The sequence below is a fragment of the Methylobacterium sp. genome (assembly GCF_028290105.1).
Classification (GTDB): Bacteria; Pseudomonadota; Alphaproteobacteria; order Rhizobiales; family Beijerinckiaceae; genus Methylobacterium.
In genome coordinates this window covers 1-15,450 of record NZ_JAQGKL010000062.1, presented here as the reverse complement: position 1 = coordinate 15,450, position 15,450 = coordinate 1, and the positions used below count along the sequence as shown (strand labels likewise).

Genomic DNA, 15,450 nt, shown 5'->3' with positions numbered 1-15,450 from the left:
TTCGGCGACCCGATCCGCCTGATGGTCGATTTCGACGACGGCACCGAGATCGTCGCGGCCGTGCCCTACCAGCCGGGCGCGAAGCTGCTCGTGGCGGCCTCCGACGGACGCGGCTTCCTGGCGCCCGCCGACGCCCTCGTCGCCAACACCCGCAAGGGCAAGGGCGTCATGGGCCTCGACGAGCCGGCCACCGCGATCCTGCTGGTGCCGGCGGCCGGGGACCACGTCGCCGTGTGCAGCGCCGACCGGCTGATGCTGGTCTTCCCCGTGTCCGAACTGCCCGAGATGGTGCGCGGCAAGGGCGTGCGCCTGCAGCGCTGCCGCCAGACGTCCCTGACGGATGCCTGCGTCTTCACCCTGGCGGAGGGCCTGCCCTGGCGCGAGACCGGCGGCGAGGCGCGCCTCGCCAATGCCGGCATCCTGGAAAAGTGGATGGGCCACCGCTCCGACGCCGGCAGCCTGATGACGCGGAGTTTCCCGAAGTTCGAGCGTTTCGGGAAGTAGGCGCAGGCGCAAACGACAATGCCCGCCGAAGCGGGCATCGTGGTGGATCGACCGTCGCGCGCCGCGCTGGCGCGCGGCGTCGGGAACCTCAGCGGCGGCGGAACTGGCCGCGCATCGGCGGGCGCGGTCCGGACGAGCGCTCGTCCTTGTGCCGGAACACGAGGCGACCCTTCTCCAGATCGTAGGGCGACATCTCGACGGTGACGCGGTCGCCAGCCAGGGTCTTGATGCGGTTCTTCTTCATCTTGCCGGCCGTATAGGCCACGATCTCGTGGCCCTGGTCGAGCTGTACGCGGTAGCGCGCGTCCGGCAGGATCTCGATCACGAGACCGTCGAACTGCATCAACTCTTCTTTCGCCATCCACACTCTCCAGCCGGACGGCCTGAAAAGGGGCGACCCGGGACACAAAACGAAGCCGTTCGGCAAAACGCGGCGGGCGGCGGGTCCGATCCCATCGGATGCGCAACACCGGCGAGCGTCGCCTCGACATAATGTTCATGCCCGCCGGACGCAAGCATTTCCCGGGATGGACGGACGACGAGCCCGGGACAAGCGCTGCGAAGTTCTGGTCCACACAGGTTTCCGTCGCATCCGGACGGCGTCATCGCTTCGCCGCACCTCTGCGATCAAGGCGCGACGTCGTTGCCCGCATAATCGAGCCGCCCGTCCGGGGTCCGCTTCCAGACCTGCAGCAGGATGGCGGGGCGGCGCGGATCGGGTTTGAGGTCGCCCTTCGCGTCGAAGGCGAGGTCGCCGAGCAGCGCGCGGACCGGACGGCCCTGATGCAGGAAGCCCGCGACCGCCTTGCCGTCCGCCGATCTGGCGCCCTCGACGCCCTGGCGCAGGACCTCCACCGCCGCATAGGCCTGGGCGGCCACCGAATCGGCCTCCGGCGTACGGGGTAACTTCGCGCCCTTCGCCTCGGGCAGCCGGCGCGGCTCGGGCGACAGGGTCATCACGGTGCCCTCCGCCGCAAGGCCCGCCGCCTGCGGAAAGGCCGGGTCGAGGAGTCCGTCGCTGCCGACCAGCGGCACGCTCATCCCCGCCTCCCGCAGGCCGCGCAGGAGCACCGCCGCCTCGGGGGCGAGCCCGCCGAAATAGACGACGTCGACCCGCGCCCGCTTCAGCCGGAGCGCGAGCGCCGAAGCATCGCGCTCGCCCCGCGCCAGGGTCTCGAAGGCGGCCTCCGTCTGCCCCTTCGCCTTCAGGGCTCGAGCGACATCCTCCGCGAGGCCGCGCCCGAACGGGCTCTTGTCGTGCACGAGGCCGATGCGCTGTCCGGCATGCCGGTCGGCGAGGTAGGCGCCGGCCCGCGCGCCCTGCTCGAAATCGCTCGGAACCGCGCGAAAGACGTTCCAGAGGCCCTTGCCCGTCAGGCCCGCGAAGCCGCTCGCCGGCAAGACCGAGACGATGCCCGCCTCCTCGTAGGCCGGCAGCACGAGGCCCGCCACGGCGGCGTTGAAAGGGCCGACCACGAGCCCGACGCGCTCGGCCGCGAAGCGCTTGGCCACCGCCAGCCCCTGCTTGCCGTCGCCGGCATCGTCCGCCACCACGAGGACGAGGCGCTGGCCGTTGACCCCGCCCGCCCGGTTCAGATCGGCCACCGCCTGCTCGGCCCCGAAGCGCAGGCCCTGGCCGAAGGCCGCATCCGGTCCGGTGAGCGGCGCCGAGAGCCCGATCCGCACCTGTGCCTCGGCGGCGCCGGCGCTGAGCCAGGCGGCGAGGACGAGGGCCGAACCGCGGAGAGCAGTCGTCATAGTGATTCCAGCGAGCCTCGGGCGGGGGCGCCCAGGATAGGGCCAGCCGGTCGGTGCGGGAAGTCACGCCCTGGCGCCGCCATGGGCGATGCCGCATTGTCCCGGATGCGCGGGCGCTTACCTCCTTGTCGGAGGCAGGCACCTGCAAGGTCGCGGGCCGTCAGGCGCATCCGGAGGTCGTTCGACCCATGCTTTCAACCGACAACGATATCCTCGCCGCCGCCGAGACCTGGCGGCGTGAGGGGCGCGGCGTCGCCCTCGCCACCGTCATCGAGACCTGGGGCTCGGCGCCTCGGCCCGTGGGGAGCCACCTCGTGGTGGATGGCGAAGGCAATTTCCTCGGTTCGGTCTCGGGCGGCTGCGTCGAGGGCGCCGTGATCACGGAAGGCGTCGAGGCGATCGCCGACGGGCATCCGCGCGTGATCGAGTTCGGCGTCGCCGACGAGACCGCGTGGCGGGTCGGCCTGTCCTGCGGCGGGCGGATCCGCGTCTTCGTCGAGCCCGTGACCTGAGGCGCCGGCATGCAGATCGAGACCCTGGCGATCCTCAATGCCGAGCGCGCCGCGCGCCGCGCCGCGATCCTGGTGACCGACCTCGACGGCGGCGCCCAGCGCGTCGTGCGCGAGGCCGAGATCGCTGCCGATCCTTTAAGCGACTTGCTCGCCCGTCACCTCGCCTCGGGCAAGAGCGGCCTCGTCAGCGCCGAGGGCCGTTCCCTCTTCCTCACCGTGCAGGCTCCGCCGATACGCCTCGTGGTGATCGGCGCCGTTCATATCAGCCAGGCCCTTTGCCCGATGGCGCTCGCCCTCGACCTCTCGGTCAGCGTCATCGATCCGCGCACCGCGTTCGCCACGCCGGAGCGCTTCCCCGGCATCGATCTGGTGGCGCAGTGGCCGGACGACGCGTTCGCGGGGGCGGTGGCGCCCCTCGACCGCTACTGCGCGGTGGCGGCCCTGACCCATGACCCGAAGATCGACGATCCCGCCCTGGTCGCCGCGCTGAAGGCGGAGTGCTTCTATGTCGGCGCCCTCGGCTCGCGCAAAACCCACGCGGCCCGCGTCGCGCGGCTGACGGAATCCGGCTTCTCCGAATCCGAGATCGGCCGGATCGCCGCGCCGATCGGCCTGAACATCGGCGCGGTCAGCCCGGCCGAGATCGCGGTCTCGATCCTCGGTCAGATCGTCGCCGCGCTGCGCGCGCCCCGCGCCGGGGTCGGCCCGTGAAGTTCGGCGCCGTGCCGACCCGGGACGCCGCCGGCCTCATCGCCGCGCACACCGTGCGGGCGCATGACGTGATCCTGAAGAAGGGACGGGTGATCCTCGCGGAGGATGCCCTGCGCCTCGACGCGGCGGGACTGTCCGAGCTCGTCGCCGTCACCCTCGAGCCCGGTGATGTCTCGGAAGATGCGGCGGCCGAACGCCTCGCCGCGCATCTCGCCGGCCCCCATCTCAGCCGCGAGCCACCCTTCACGGGGCGCTGCAATCTCCACGCGGCAACGGCCGGACTCCTGCGGATCGACCGCGCGGCCATCGACGCGGTCAACGGCGTCGACGAGGCGATCACGGTGGCGACCCTTGCTCCCTACAAGCCGGTGGTGGCCGGCGAGATGGTCGCCACGGTCAAGATCATTCCCTACGCGGTCTCGGGCGAGGCCCTGGCGCGGGCCTGCCGCGCCGCGCCGGAACCGGCTCTCACCGTCGCGCCCTACCGCCTGACCCGGGTCGGGGTCGTCTCGACGCTGCTGCCGGGCCTCAAGCCCGCGACCATCGACAAGACCTTGGCCAACCTGCGCCATCGCCTCGCGCCGACGGGCGCGGAACTCGTCACCGATGCCCGCGTGGCCCATCGCGCCGGGGACGTCGCGGCGGCGATCCGCGCCGCGGTGAACGAGGACCGCGCCGAACTCGTGGTGGTGTTCGGTGCCTCGGCCATCGCCGACCGGCGCGACGTGATCCCCACCGCGATCGAGGCGGCCGGCGGGCAGGTCGAGCATCTCGGCATGCCGGTCGATCCGGGCAATCTCCTGCTCGTCGGGTCGGTCGCGGACGTGCCCGTGATCGGCGCGCCGGGCTGCGCGCGATCCCCGAAGGAGAACGGGTTCGACTGGGTCCTGCACCGCCTCCTCGCGGGGCTCTGCGTGACCCGCACCGACATCGTCGCCTTGGGCGTCGGTGGGCTCCTGATGGAGATCGTCTCGCGGCCCCAGCCCCGCTCCGGCGGGCATCCGGCCGACGACGATGCCTGAATTCGGTCTCGTCCTCCTCGCGGCGGGGCGCGGCAGCCGGTTCGGCGAAGCCCCGAAGTTGTTGCAGCCCTGGAAGGGCAAGCCCCTCGTGCGCCATGCGGCGGAGGCCGCCCTCGGCGCGCGCCTCGGGCCGGTGGTGGCGGTACTCGGTGCCCATGCCGATGCGGTCGGGACCGCCCTCAAAGATCTCGACCTCGTGCGTGTCACGAACCCGTCCTACGCGATGGGCCTCTCGACCTCGCTGCTGGCCGGACTCGCGGCCCTGCCGGATCGGGTGCCGGGCGTCCTCGTGCTCCTCGGCGACATGCCCCGCGTGACCCCGGGGCACCTCACCGGTCTCGCCGACGCCTTCCGCTTGGTGGACCCGGCCCCATCGGCGGTCGTTCCGGTCCATGGCGGCCAGCGCGGCAATCCCGTCCTCCTCAACCGCGCGCTGCTCGCGCAGAGCCTCGCGGGCCTCAGCGGCGACCAGGGCGCCGGACGCCTCCTCGCCGGCCGCGGCGATGTGCTCGAAATCCCCATGGATGCCGGTGTGACGCTGGATGTCGACACGCCGGCCGGCCTGTTCGCGCTGGGATGAGCCTCAGTCTCCCGGTGCGGCCTTCGACGCGCCGCGCTTGGATTCCGCCCGGCACCGGTCGGAGCAGTACCGGACCTCGTCCCAGACACGCTCCCACTTCTTGCGCCAGGCGAACGGCTTGCCGCACTGGGCGCAGATCTTGGTCGGCAGGTCGGCCTTCTTGCGCATCCGCGCCATGATGGGAGCATCCATACTGCGTGCGCCAGCACGAACGATCCGGGCTGGCGCTTCGATCCGACCCTACCGCCCCAGATGCCCGATCTCCGTCGCGGGCACCGGGCTCCAGCGGTTGAGCTGGATGTAGCCGTCCCGGGCCGCGATGACGATGTGGCGGCGGTAGCGGTGCACGATGGTGCCGGGCGAGTGCCGGTGCGCCTCGCGCCAGCCTTCCGCCTGCGCGACGAAGACCCGGGTCTCGCCCACCCGCGCCAGCGTCTCGATGGTGCCGAAGGCCCGGACCCGGCGCAGGATGGCCTCGACCTCGGAGCGGAAATCGAGGGTGCGATCCGCATCCGTCACCCGGGGCCAGTAGGAGCCTGCGCCCTGCGGCGTCGCCGCCTTCCACAGCGCCGGCAGCGTGCGCGCGATCGGGCCCGCACTGAGGCGGCGCGCGGCCATCTGGCACTTGGCCAGCAGGGTCTCGTGCGTCTCGAGGGGCGAGAGCGGGAAGCGCTCCTGGGCCAGGATGTCGCCGGTGTCGAACCCCTCCTCGGCCAGGACGTGGGCGGTGACCCCCCATTCGGCCTCTGCGTCGCTGATCGCCTTGAAGAGCGGGTAGGGGCCCCGTCCCATGGGCAGGGGCGAGGGGTGGAAATTGACGCCGTAGGCCGCCCTCCCGCGCCAGCCCCGCACGAGCCAGGGATAGCCAGCCACGACCAGGGCCCAATCCGTGCCGTGGGCCTCCGCCAAGGCATCCAGATCCGGCGGTTTCAGGCGTGAGATCTGCATCGGCACGCGGTGCGAGCGCGCACTCGCGACCACGGCCTCGTTGTGATCGTAGAGGCCGTCGCAGGGCCGGGTGAACAGCTTGATCGGCGTCCAGCCCGCGGAGACCAGGGCCTCGAACACGCCGCCGAGGAAGTCGATTCCCGCAAAGGCGAACTTCATGACGCTCCTGACCGGCCTGCGACGCCACGGATCGGGGAACCCGTGCGCCGACGGCTCCCCGACATCGACCCGCGCCTTACTTAGTCGATCGCGAGCGGATTGGGAGCGGGCATGAAGCGGGTCATCGTCTATGGCGGAACGGGCGGCATCGGTGCGGCGACGGCCCGCGCCCTGCGGCAGCGGGGCTATGGCCTGCATCTGGCGGCCCGCGACGCGGGGCGGCTCGAGGCTCTGGCGTCCGAACTCGGCGAGACCACATTCACCGCCGGGGATGTCCGCGATCCCGGCTTCTTCACGCAGGTGACCGCCGGGGCGGGGGATGCCGTCGCCGGGCTCGTCTACGCGGTCGGGACCATCAACCTGCGGCCGCTGGCCAAGCTCACGGTCGAGGACGCCGAGACCGACTTCCGCATCAACGCCTTGGGCGCATTCCTGGCGATCCAGGCGGCGGCCCGCGCCCTGAAGGCCGGCGCGGGGGAAGCAGGCTCCGGCGTCGTCCTGTTCTCGACCGTGGCAGTGGCGCAGGGCTTCGCCAACCACGCATCCGTGGCCATGGCCAAGGGTGCGGTGGAGGGCTTGGCCCTGTCCCTGGCCGCCGAACTCAGCCCACAGGTGCGCGTCAACGTGGTGGCGCCGTCCCTGACCCGGACGCCGCTCGCCGCCGCGATCACCGCGAGCGACACCCTGGCTTCCGGCATCGCCGCGATGCACGCGCTCCAGCGGCTCGGAACGCCGGAGGATATCGCGGGCCTCGCGAGCTTCCTCGTTTCCGACGAGGCGGGCTGGATCACCGGCCAGGTCATCGGGGTCGATGGCGGCCGCTCGGCCCTGCGCACCAAGGGCTGATCCCGATTCGCACGCTCCGCTTCCTTCTCGGCGACCAGCTCACCCGCCGCATCGCGACTCTGACCGACCTCGATCCGGACAACGACGTCGTCCTGATGGTCGAGGTGCGGGCCGAGGCGACCTATGTCCGCCACCACAAGCAGAAGATCGCCTTCCTGTTCTCGGCCATGCGCCACTTCGCGGCCGAACTGGAGGCCGAAGGCGTCACCGTCGACTACGTTCGCCTCGACGCACCCGGCAATACGGGGACCTTCACGGACGAGTTGATGCGGGCCGTCGCCCGGCATCAGCCGGCCCGCGTCGTCGTCACCGAGCCCGGCGAGTGGCGGGTCTGGGAGATGATGCAGGCGTGGCGCGACGCATGCGCGGTGCCGGTGGACATCCGCGACGACAACCGCTTCCTCTGCCCGCGCGCCGCGTTCGCGGACTGGGCCGGCGATCGCCGGGCTCTGCGCATGGAGACGTTCTATCGCGGCATGCGCCGGCGCACGGGCCTCCTCATGGACGGGGGGGAGCCCACGGGCGGCCAGTGGAATTTCGATCCCGAGAACAGAAAGGCGCTGCCGAAGGGGCACGTGCCGCCGGAGCGGATGGGCTTTGCACCGGATGCGATCACGGACGAGGTCCTCGCCCTGGTCCAGGCCGAATTCGGCGACCATTTCGGCGACCTCGACGCCTTCGCCTGGCCCGTCACCCGCGCCGATGCGCTCGCGGCCTTCAAGCACTTCCTCGCCGTTGGGCTTCCGTCCTTCGGCGACTACCAGGATGCCATGCGCAGCGGCGCCCCGTTCCTGTACCACGCACTGATCGGGGCGGCGCTCAATGCCGGGCTGCTCACACCCGACGAGGTCTGCCGGGCGGCGGAGCGCGCCTACCGGGATGGTGCCGCGCCGCTCCATTGCGTCGAGGGCTTCATCCGTCAGATCCTGGGCTGGCGCGAATACGTGCGCGGTCTCTACTGGGCCAGGATGCCTGGCTACGCGGCCTCGAACGCGCTTGAAGCCAGTCGCGACCTTCCGTGGTTCTACTGGTCGGGCGAAACCGACATGAACTGCTTGGCGCAGTGCATCGCCGACACCCGGGCCAACGCCTACGCCCACCACATCCAGCGCCTGATGGTGACGGGCAACTTCGCCCTGCTCGCGGGTCTCGCCCCCGCCCAGGTCGAGGAATGGTACCTCGTCGTCTACGCCGATGCCTACGAGTGGGTGGAATTGCCCAACGTCCACGGCATGGTGCTCTGGGCCGATGGCGGCGTGATGGGGTCGAAGCCCTATGCGGCGTCGGGCGCCTACATCAACCGGATGTCCGATTACTGCCGGACATGCGCCTACGATGTCGCGAAGAAGACCGGGCCGGGGGCCTGCCCGTTCAACTACCTCTACTGGAACTTCATGATCACGCACGCCGACCGGCTCTCGGGCAATCCCCGCATGGCGATGCCCTACCGGAACCTCGCGCGCATGGACCCGGAGCGGCGAACCGAGATCCAGGCGGAGGCGACCCGGTTCCTCGATGGACTCGGCACGGGGCCTTCGGCTTCGCCAAGCCACCTCGACCTTCCGGTGCCGCCTCGACGCTCGGGCAGGACTCGCAAGGATTCGGGCAAACCTACCAAGGCGTCCAGACGGTGAGCCCGACATAGGGGCTGGTGTCCCGCCGCTCGCTGGCGAGCTGCAGGCCCGCCGAGACGCGCAGGCTGAACCGGCCGAGGGCGAAATCCGTGGCGTGCAGCCCGAAATTCCATTTCTGGTAGCCGGTCTCGTCGAGATAGAGCGACGTTTCGGGTCCGAGATAGGCGCCCAACACGCGGTATCCCCAGGCGACCCGGCCCCAGGCGCTGGTGCGGGCGGTGCCCAGGATCAGGGTGGCGGCGAGCAGGGTTTCGTCGCTCGGCCGGGCCCAGATCTCGCCGTGCAGGCGAAGGCCGAACCGGGGCGGAAGGACGTGGGCGCAGCCGCAGCCCGACGACACCACCTCCAGCGCGCCTTCCGGCCCCGCATAGGCGGCCACGACCCCCCAGTCGGGAAACCATTGGTAGCCGAACACCACGGCTCCGATCGCGGTCTCCCGCATGACGGTGGCTTCCTGCCGGCGGCCGCCCCCGACGCTTCCCAGCACCACGAACCCCTCCCGATCGATCCGGTCGAGGGCGACCTTGGCGCCGGTGGTGACGAAGACGGACGGGCTGGACTCCAGGCTGCCGAAGAGGAGAATCGAGGCTGGCGAAGTCGTGCCGACCTCGTTGCCGTGAGCCGGTACCAGCAGACCGATCAGGCCCGCAATCGCAACCGCCCAGGACATCCTCTCGGGGACTATCCCCTCGACCAATCTCACACGCTGCCCAATCCGATCCGGCTAGGCCCGCGAGTGTTCGGATTGCACATCGAAAAATCAACCAGAGATTGAGTCATCGATACTGAGAAGGTGGATTCATCGACAGGTTGTGCCGCTACTATGCCAGTCTTAGTCAACGACCGAACCTCAGAGAAATTATCACCGAGCGATTTCAACCTGAAAGCGAACGTGGCGTCGGCGGAGTGATCGGTTCGTCGAAGGTGATCCAGGTGGCGGACCCGGATCGATGCAAGCCGGGCGTGCGGATGGGCCGCTTGGCCTGAGGGACCAACTCGGCTACAGCCCGCCTCAGGACAGTCGCCAATGGCCGAGCTTTCTTGTCACCTGCTGCCAGAACTTCCGAAGTTCTCACCGTGCTCGCCGAGCAGGAGGGGGAGCGCCTGACGGTCGGTGACATCGTCGCCGTCCTGAAGGATCGCGCCTTCGCGCTCCTCATCGTGATCCTCGGATTGCCGAACTGCCTGCCGATGCCGCCGCCCATCCCTCTGGTCTGCGGTCTGCTGCTGCTGCTCGTGGCCGTTCAGATCACGGCCGGGATGTCCTCGCCCTGGCTGCCGCGCGCGCTGCTGCGCCGATCCGTGGCCCGCAAGGATGTGGAGCGTGCGGCCGGCCGTGCCGTGCCCCTGCTGCGCCGCCTCGAGCATTGGTCGCGTCCCCGCATGAGCCTGTTCGAAACGGGCCTCGGCATGCGCGGCGTCGGCCTCTTGCTGCTGACGCTGTCGCTCGCGCTGATCGTGGCGGCCCCGATCGTCGGTCAGATCCCGCTTGGGCTGGCGATCTGCCTCGTGGGTCTGGGTCTCGTCGAGCGGGACGGCGTCGTCGTGCTCGGGGGCCTCGCCATCGGGGCAGTGGGCGTCCTCCTCAATGCCGGCTTCGTCTACGCCATCATCTCGGGCATCATGGGCCTGTTCAACCTCTGACCGCGTCCGGCCGTCAGGCTTCGAGGTGGCGGGCGCGGAACAGGCGGTGGACGAGGCCGCCGCGGCGGCCGACCAGCATCGAGATCAGGTAGAGCCCGCCGGCAGCCAGCACGATGGCCGGTCCGGTCGGCACGTCGGCCCGGTACGAGACGTCGAGTCCGATCACGCTCGACAGCATGGCGATCAGCATCGAGACCGGGATCAGGCCCGACAGGTCCGAGGCCCAGAAACGAGCCGCGATGGCGGGCAGCAGCATCAGCCCGACCGCCAGCAGGGTGCCGAGCGCCTGGAATCCGCCCACGAGGTTCATCACCACGAGGCCGAGGAAGGCATAGTGGACCGGCCCGCCGGCGCGGCTGACGGTGCGCAGGAACAGCGGATCGACGCATTCCATCACCAGGGGGCGGTAGATCGCCGCCAGCCCGAACAGGGTGACGGTCGCGATGCCGCCGAGGAGCCACAGGGCGGGATCGTCGAGGGCCAGCACGCTGCCGAATAGGATGTGCAGGAGGTCGATCTGCGATCCTCGCAGCGACACAAGCAGCACGCCGCCCGCGAGCGAGATCAGGTAGAAGGCAGCGAGACTCGCATCCTCCTTGATCACGGTCGAGCGGGTGACGAACCCCGCCATCAGCGCCACGGCGAGTCCGGCCGCCAGTCCGCCCAGGGTCATCGCGGGCAGCGACAGCCCGGCCACCAAGAAGCCGACAGCGGCGCCCGGCAGGATCGCGTGGCTCATGGCGTCGCTCATCAGGCTCATGCGCCGCAGCATCAGGAAGACCCCGACGGGGGGCGCCGAGAGCGAGAGCGCGAGGCAGCCGACCAGGGCCCGGCGCATGAATCCGAACTCGATGAAGGGGCCGAACAGGAGGTCGATCACGCGGCGTGTCCGTGGTCGTGGGCTGCATCATCCGGCGCATGGGGATGATCGTGTTGCGCGTGATCGTGCCCGATCGCTGTCACAGGCCCCTCCGCGCCGCCGTGGCGGGCGCACACCGCCGCATCCTCGTCCCAGGCCTCCGAGAGGTTCTGGGCGCGGGTGAGGTTGTGGGGAGTCAGCACCCGCTCGGTGGCCCCCCAGGCCACCGCCTCGCGGGCGAGCAGCAGGGTCTGCGGGAAGTGGCTCCGGACCTGGGCGAGGTCGTGCAGGGCGGCCACGATGGTGCGGCCCTGTCCGTGCCAGGTCCGGACGAGCGCGATGAGGTCGGCGGTGGTCCGCCCGTCGATACCCGTGAAGGGTTCGTCGAGGAGCAGCACCCGGGCGTCCTGGACGATGAGGCGGGCGAACAGGGCGCGCTGGAACTGGCCGCCCGAGAGGGTTCCGATCAGCCGGCCCTCGAAGCCGCCGAGACCCACCGCGGCGAGGGCCTCGCGCAGCAGCGGCCGGTGCGGCCGGGCGCTGCGCCAGGGGCCGAGGCGGCGCCACAGGCCCATCGCCACGAGGTCGAGGACGCTCAAGGGGAAGCTGCGGTCGATCTCGGCCGCCTGCGGCAGGTAGGCGATGGCATCCGCCAGCCCGGAGCGCTCGATGCGTCCCTCCAGGCAGGGGATCTCGCCGACGATGCCCTTGAGCAGCGTCGACTTGCCGGCCCCGTTGGGCCCCACCAGGGCGAGGAGGGCGCCGGGAGGAATCGTCCCGTCGAGGTGGTGCACCGCCGGATGGCGATCGTAGCCGAGAGTGAGGCCGCGCAGGACGATGGCGCCGGTGGGCTCGCGGCTCATCGGGCGGCCCACAGGATGGCGGCGCAAAGCGACAGGCTCAAGGCCAGTGCGGCCGCGAAGCGGAGGGCGGCGCCGGCCTGGAACAGCGAGGAACGAGGCTCGTCGGGCATGCGCGGGTGTCGGGTCCGGGGTCGGGTCACGGAGGGATCATTTGCCCGAACGGAAGCGCCGGCTTATGGAAGTGATGATACATCGTAACACTCGGGCAATTCAACGGCCCGGGTTCGCGGGGCAGACCATGCACGACCATGCGGCGACGCATGACCACGGTTGCGGCGGGGCGCAGGCGGCCATCGCCCGGGCGGAGCGCCTGTGCCGGGAGCGCGACCTGCAGTTCACGCGCCTGCGCCGCGAGGTGCTGGCGGCGGTGGCGGGCCAGACCCGGCCGATGGGCGCCTACGACATCGCCGAGGCGCTCAGCGCGCCGGGGCGGCGGGTGGCGGCGGTCTCGGTCTACCGGGCCCTCGATTTCCTCACGGAGCACGGGCTCGTCCACCGCATCGCCAGCCGCAACGCCTTCGTGTCCTGCGGCCATTCGCACACGGACGGGGCGGGGCTCGTCTTCCTGATCTGCCGAAACTGCGGCACCATCGACGAGACGACTGCACCGGAGGTCGAGGATCAGCTCGGGCGGACCCTGGCGAAGGCCGGGTTCAAGCCGATCAGCCGCATCCTCGAGGTGGAGGGCGAGTGCGGCGCCTGCCTGAGCCGGCCCGCCGAGGCGTGACTCAGCGGGCGTTCTTGTAGGCGCGCGGCGAGAACACGGTCATGACCATGATCTGGATGTCGAACCAGATCGACCAGTTGTCGATGTAGTGCAGGTCGTGCTGGACGCGGCGCTCCATGTCGAGGTCCGTCAGGGTCTCGCCGCGCAGGCCGTTGACCTGGGCCCAGCCGGTGATGCCCGGCATCACGTTGTGCCGGCGGGCATAGAGGGCGATGCGGTTCTCGAAGCTGCGGTCGTGGGCAAGCGCGTGCGGGCGTGGCCCGACCAGGGACATCTCGCCCTGCACCACGTTGAGGAGCTGGGGCAACTCGTCGATATTCGAGCGCCGCAGCATCGCGCCGATGGGGGTGATGCGGCTGTCGTTGCGCGTGGCCTGCTTGAAGACCGCGTTGGTCTCGCTCTTCATGCTGCGGAACTTGTACACGCCGAAGGGCTGCTGGTTGAAGCCGTAGCGCTTCTGCCGGAAGAAGACCGGGCCGGGGCTGTCGAGCTTGATCAGCACGGCTACCGCGAGGAAGAGCGGGGCGAGCAGCACCAGCGCCACCAGGGCGAGGGTCAGGTCGAGGCTGCGCTTCAGGAACAGCTCGCCGGCGCCCAGCGGACGACGGCCGATATTGATGCCGGAGAGGCGGCCGACCCGGGCGAGCTTGAGGTCGGGGAAGCGGTCCATCACCGAGCCGGGGCGCAGGTGCAGGGCGGCCGGCACCCGCAGGAAGGCGTCGATGCAGCGCTCGATGTCGGAGGCCTCCGACCACGGCACCAGGATGAAGACGTCGTCGGGGCGCAGGAAGCGCACCACGGACACGGCGAGATCGAGATCCTCCGAGAGCTGGGTACGGCGGGATTCTCCGTCGCCCATCGGGTCGATCCGGCGCAGGTAGCTCGTCCCGATCACGCGCAGGCCCAGGGCCTCGGCGTCGTTGTGGGCGTAGAAGCGCGCGATGTCCTCCTCGTAGCCCACGAGATGGATGCGGTTGATCGAGGCGGAGGTCGGCGTCACCGCCCTGCGCACCAGGGTCAGCATGCCGGCCCGCACGAGGAGCAGGCCGGGCAGGCCGGCGAAGAAGTAGCCGAGGGAGACGATGCGCGAGAAATCCTGGGTCGTCTTCGTGGCGAAGCCGATCACCAGGACGATGGCCCAGGCACCGACCCAGACGGTCGCCGCTCGCGTCAGGTGCGGCCGGTCGGAGAGCATCGTCTCGATGCCGTAATCCTCGCGCACGAGGTTGGTGAGCAGGACGAACAGCGCCACGAGGGCCGAGAGCTCGAAGCTGCCGCTGGTGCTCACCGCCGGCACCGCCCCCTGCACGGCACTGTAATAGGCAAAATCGACCAGGGCGGCGACGCCCAGGATGGCGACGAGGTCGGCCAAAGCGGTCGCCGTCGACATCCCCACGCGGACGGCGGCGCGCCGGCGGCGCGGCATCAGGGCCGTCCAGACGTCACGCCGCGAGCGAGTAACGGGAAGCTTTTCGAAGACGTCAGGGATGCGGTCGTGAAACATCTGGAGTGCCATGTCCCGTCCTGATGCGGAAAATGTCCCAAGTTGAACCAGAAAGCGATCCAAACTTGGTTTCTGAGGGACAATCCGCAAAGTTCGGACCCCAGCACGCAACACATCAGGCCCATGCTGCCCGATGAAACACCGGACATTTTCAAGACGCGACCTCACGGGCGCGTGAGTTTTTGCGCCCTGTTCGAGAACAGAGCACTTTCAGACCCTTCAGGCTGAAGCGTGCCCTAAGCGCATTGATATTGCGCCGCAACGGAACGTTAACTGAACGGCGACGAGGGCCCGGCACCGGGGCACCCCGCGGCCGGAGCGCCGGAGGACAGGCCGCGGGACTGGCGCCGGGTGGATTTCGCTCCTAAAGGCGGCGGCTGCGGGTTCCCCGCGAGACCGCTTCGCGAGGTCGCCGGGGCGCGCGAAAAACCTGTGGACCCGCAATGGCGCCCGCAACGGCGCGGCAGGGAAGGACCGATGTCAGGCACCCTCGATCAGGCCCCTGCGGCACCCCTCGCCCCCGGGTCGGATCGCTTGCCCGTCCTGCCGGTTTCCCCGAGGCCGAAGAATGCCGGGCCCGGCACCTCCGCGAAGGCGCCGGCCTACGCGATCCTCGGGGCGCTCAGTCTCTCGCACCTGCTCAACGACCTCGTGCAGTCGCTGCTGCCGGCGATCTATCCCCTGCTGAAGGCGAGCTTCCGACTCGATTTCGGGCAGATCGGGCTGATCACCCTGGTCTTTCAGCTCACGGCGTCCGTGCTGCAGCCCGTGGTCGGGCTCTACACCGACCGGCGTCCGATGCCGTTCTCCCTGGCGTTCGGAATGGCGGCCTCGCTCGCCGGCCTCCTGCTGCTCTCGGTGGCCTGGACCTACGGTCTCCTGCTCCTGGCCGCCGGCCTCGTCGGTTTCGGCTCGGCGGTGTTCCACCCGGAATCCTCCCGCATGGCGCGCCTCGCCTCCGGCGGGCGCTACGGCCTGGCCCAATCGGTGTTCCAGGTGGGCGGCAATGCCGGCACCGCCCTGGGGCCGCTCCTCGCCGCCTTCATCGTGGTGCCGCACGGGCAGTCGAGCGTGGCCTGGTTCTCCCTGGTGGCCCTGGGCGGCATCGTGGTGCTGGCTCAGGTCGGACGCTGGTACCGCGCCCGGCTCGCCGGGATGGCGCGCCCCGCGCCCGGCCTC

18 protein-coding genes are annotated in these 15,450 nt (G+C 70.4%); 10 read left to right on the top strand and 8 right to left on the bottom strand.

Annotation, left to right across the window (positions count from 1 at the left end):
* Positions 1–504: DNA gyrase C-terminal beta-propeller domain-containing protein (locus tag JWQ05_RS04710; RefSeq protein ID WP_299655245.1), on the top strand; the 504-nt coding region annotated here is incomplete at its 5' end.
* An 88-nt stretch (positions 505–592) separates the two neighbouring features.
* On the opposite strand, the gene infA is transcribed toward JWQ05_RS04710, so the two are convergent.
* Positions 593–865: a translation initiation factor IF-1 gene (infA, locus tag JWQ05_RS04705; protein WP_056178999.1), complete on the bottom strand. Its 273-nt coding sequence runs from the start codon at positions 863–865 to the stop codon at positions 593–595.
* Positions 866–1,131: 266 nt separating this feature from the next.
* Complete coding sequence (locus JWQ05_RS04700) at positions 1,132–2,262, bottom strand: branched-chain amino acid ABC transporter substrate-binding protein (protein WP_299655227.1); 1,131 nt, start codon at positions 2,260–2,262, stop codon at positions 1,132–1,134.
* A 188-nt stretch (positions 2,263–2,450) separates the two neighbouring features.
* Here JWQ05_RS04700 and JWQ05_RS04695 point away from each other — a divergent pair, with 188 nt between their 5' ends.
* Genes JWQ05_RS04695 through JWQ05_RS04680 form a run of 4 tightly spaced genes read left to right on the top strand, consistent with a single transcriptional unit; the run spans position 2,451 to position 5,087 of the window.
* A complete protein-coding gene (locus JWQ05_RS04695; RefSeq protein ID WP_299655224.1) occupies positions 2,451–2,774 on the top strand; it encodes an XdhC family protein in 324 nt (107 codons plus the stop codon).
* A gap of 9 nt (positions 2,775–2,783) precedes the next feature.
* A complete protein-coding gene (locus JWQ05_RS04690) occupies positions 2,784–3,485 on the top strand; it encodes an XdhC family protein (protein WP_299655221.1) in 702 nt (233 codons plus the stop codon).
* Positions 3,482–4,507, top strand: a complete 1,026-nt coding sequence (locus JWQ05_RS04685; protein WP_299655218.1) for a molybdopterin-binding protein — start codon at positions 3,482–3,484, stop codon at positions 4,505–4,507. Before JWQ05_RS04690 ends, JWQ05_RS04685 begins: the two co-directional genes overlap by 4 nt.
* Complete coding sequence (locus tag JWQ05_RS04680) at positions 4,500–5,087, top strand: nucleotidyltransferase family protein (RefSeq protein WP_299655215.1); 588 nt, start codon at positions 4,500–4,502, stop codon at positions 5,085–5,087. The genes JWQ05_RS04685 and JWQ05_RS04680 overlap by 8 nt, the downstream gene beginning before the upstream one ends.
* Before the next feature lie 3 nt (positions 5,088–5,090).
* Here JWQ05_RS04680 and JWQ05_RS04675 read toward each other — a convergent pair whose 3' ends face one another.
* Together JWQ05_RS04675 and JWQ05_RS04670 are read right to left on the bottom strand one after the other, a co-directional pair.
* On the bottom strand, positions 5,091–5,264 hold the full coding sequence (locus JWQ05_RS04675) for a DUF2256 domain-containing protein (protein ID WP_299655212.1): 174 nt from the start codon (positions 5,262–5,264) through the stop codon (positions 5,091–5,093).
* A gap of 63 nt (positions 5,265–5,327) precedes the next feature.
* Complete coding sequence (locus JWQ05_RS04670) at positions 5,328–6,194, bottom strand: formyltransferase family protein (protein ID WP_299655209.1); 867 nt, start codon at positions 6,192–6,194, stop codon at positions 5,328–5,330.
* A 111-nt stretch (positions 6,195–6,305) separates the two neighbouring features.
* Between JWQ05_RS04670 and JWQ05_RS04665 the strand changes: the two genes are divergently transcribed.
* Positions 6,306–7,040: an SDR family oxidoreductase gene (locus tag JWQ05_RS04665; RefSeq protein WP_299655206.1), complete on the top strand. Its 735-nt coding sequence runs from the start codon at positions 6,306–6,308 to the stop codon at positions 7,038–7,040.
* The gene (locus tag JWQ05_RS04660) at positions 7,037–8,674 is read left to right on the top strand and encodes a cryptochrome/photolyase family protein (protein WP_299655253.1); all 1,638 of its coding nucleotides are present in this window, start codon (positions 7,037–7,039) and stop codon (positions 8,672–8,674) included. Before JWQ05_RS04665 ends, JWQ05_RS04660 begins: the two co-directional genes overlap by 4 nt.
* Here JWQ05_RS04660 and bcsS read toward each other — a convergent pair.
* On the bottom strand, positions 8,652–9,344 hold the full coding sequence (bcsS, locus tag JWQ05_RS04655) for a cellulose biosynthesis protein BcsS (RefSeq protein WP_299655203.1): 693 nt from the start codon (positions 9,342–9,344) through the stop codon (positions 8,652–8,654). The two genes, JWQ05_RS04660 and bcsS, sit on opposite strands and share 23 nt — an antisense overlap.
* 371 nt (positions 9,345–9,715) lie before the next feature.
* Between bcsS and JWQ05_RS04650 the strand changes: the two genes are divergently transcribed.
* Positions 9,716–10,318 carry an exopolysaccharide biosynthesis protein gene (locus JWQ05_RS04650; RefSeq protein ID WP_299655200.1) on the top strand — a complete coding sequence of 201 codons (603 nt, stop codon included), beginning with the start codon at positions 9,716–9,718 and terminating at the stop codon, positions 10,316–10,318.
* Positions 10,319–10,331: 13 nt separating this feature from the next.
* On the opposite strand, the gene JWQ05_RS04645 is transcribed toward JWQ05_RS04650, so the two are convergent.
* Both JWQ05_RS04645 and JWQ05_RS04640 read right to left on the bottom strand, forming a co-directional pair.
* Complete coding sequence (locus JWQ05_RS04645; RefSeq protein WP_299655250.1) at positions 10,332–11,156, bottom strand: metal ABC transporter permease; 825 nt, start codon at positions 11,154–11,156, stop codon at positions 10,332–10,334.
* A gap of 38 nt (positions 11,157–11,194) precedes the next feature.
* The gene (locus JWQ05_RS04640; protein WP_299655197.1) at positions 11,195–12,040 is read right to left on the bottom strand and encodes an ABC transporter ATP-binding protein; all 846 of its coding nucleotides are present in this window, start codon (positions 12,038–12,040) and stop codon (positions 11,195–11,197) included.
* Between the two features lie 238 nt (positions 12,041–12,278).
* Between JWQ05_RS04640 and JWQ05_RS04635 the strand changes: the two genes are divergently transcribed.
* Entirely contained in the window at positions 12,279–12,767 is a 489-nt protein-coding gene (locus tag JWQ05_RS04635; protein ID WP_299655194.1) for a Fur family transcriptional regulator, read from the top strand.
* 1 nt (position 12,768) lies between these two features.
* On the opposite strand, the gene JWQ05_RS04630 is transcribed toward JWQ05_RS04635, so the two are convergent.
* On the bottom strand, positions 12,769–14,271 hold the full coding sequence (locus tag JWQ05_RS04630) for an exopolysaccharide biosynthesis polyprenyl glycosylphosphotransferase (RefSeq protein ID WP_299655247.1): 1,503 nt from the start codon (positions 14,269–14,271) through the stop codon (positions 12,769–12,771).
* A gap of 477 nt (positions 14,272–14,748) precedes the next feature.
* Here JWQ05_RS04630 and JWQ05_RS04625 point away from each other — a divergent pair.
* Positions 14,749–15,450 (top strand): MFS transporter (locus JWQ05_RS04625; RefSeq protein ID WP_299655191.1); only part of this gene is annotated, 702 nt, incomplete at its 3' end.

Excerpts from the sequence above, each read along its gene's own strand:
- infA (WP_056178999.1), bottom strand. The coding sequence starts at position 865 with ATGGCGAAAGAAGAGTTGATGCAGTTCGACGGTCTCGTGATCGAGATC.
- JWQ05_RS04700 (WP_299655227.1), bottom strand. The coding sequence starts at position 2,262 with ATGACGACTGCTCTCCGCGGTTCGGCCCTCGTCCTCGCCGCCTGGCTC.
- JWQ05_RS04695 (WP_299655224.1), top strand. The coding sequence starts at position 2,451 with ATGCTTTCAACCGACAACGATATCCTCGCCGCCGCCGAGACCTGGCGG.
- JWQ05_RS04690 (WP_299655221.1), top strand. The coding sequence starts at position 2,784 with ATGCAGATCGAGACCCTGGCGATCCTCAATGCCGAGCGCGCCGCGCGC.
- JWQ05_RS04680 (WP_299655215.1), top strand. The coding sequence starts at position 4,500 with ATGCCTGAATTCGGTCTCGTCCTCCTCGCGGCGGGGCGCGGCAGCCGG.
- JWQ05_RS04675 (WP_299655212.1), bottom strand. The coding sequence starts at position 5,264 with ATGGCGCGGATGCGCAAGAAGGCCGACCTGCCGACCAAGATCTGCGCC.
- JWQ05_RS04670 (WP_299655209.1), bottom strand. The coding sequence starts at position 6,194 with ATGAAGTTCGCCTTTGCGGGAATCGACTTCCTCGGCGGCGTGTTCGAG.
- JWQ05_RS04665 (WP_299655206.1), top strand. The coding sequence starts at position 6,306 with ATGAAGCGGGTCATCGTCTATGGCGGAACGGGCGGCATCGGTGCGGCG.
- bcsS (WP_299655203.1), bottom strand. The coding sequence starts at position 9,344 with ATGTCCTGGGCGGTTGCGATTGCGGGCCTGATCGGTCTGCTGGTACCG.
- JWQ05_RS04645 (WP_299655250.1), bottom strand. The coding sequence starts at position 11,156 with ATGCGCCGGGCCCTGGTCGGCTGCCTCGCGCTCTCGCTCTCGGCGCCC.
- JWQ05_RS04640 (WP_299655197.1), bottom strand. The coding sequence starts at position 12,040 with ATGAGCCGCGAGCCCACCGGCGCCATCGTCCTGCGCGGCCTCACTCTC.
- JWQ05_RS04635 (WP_299655194.1), top strand. The coding sequence starts at position 12,279 with ATGCACGACCATGCGGCGACGCATGACCACGGTTGCGGCGGGGCGCAG.
- JWQ05_RS04630 (WP_299655247.1), bottom strand. The coding sequence starts at position 14,271 with ATGTTTCACGACCGCATCCCTGACGTCTTCGAAAAGCTTCCCGTTACT.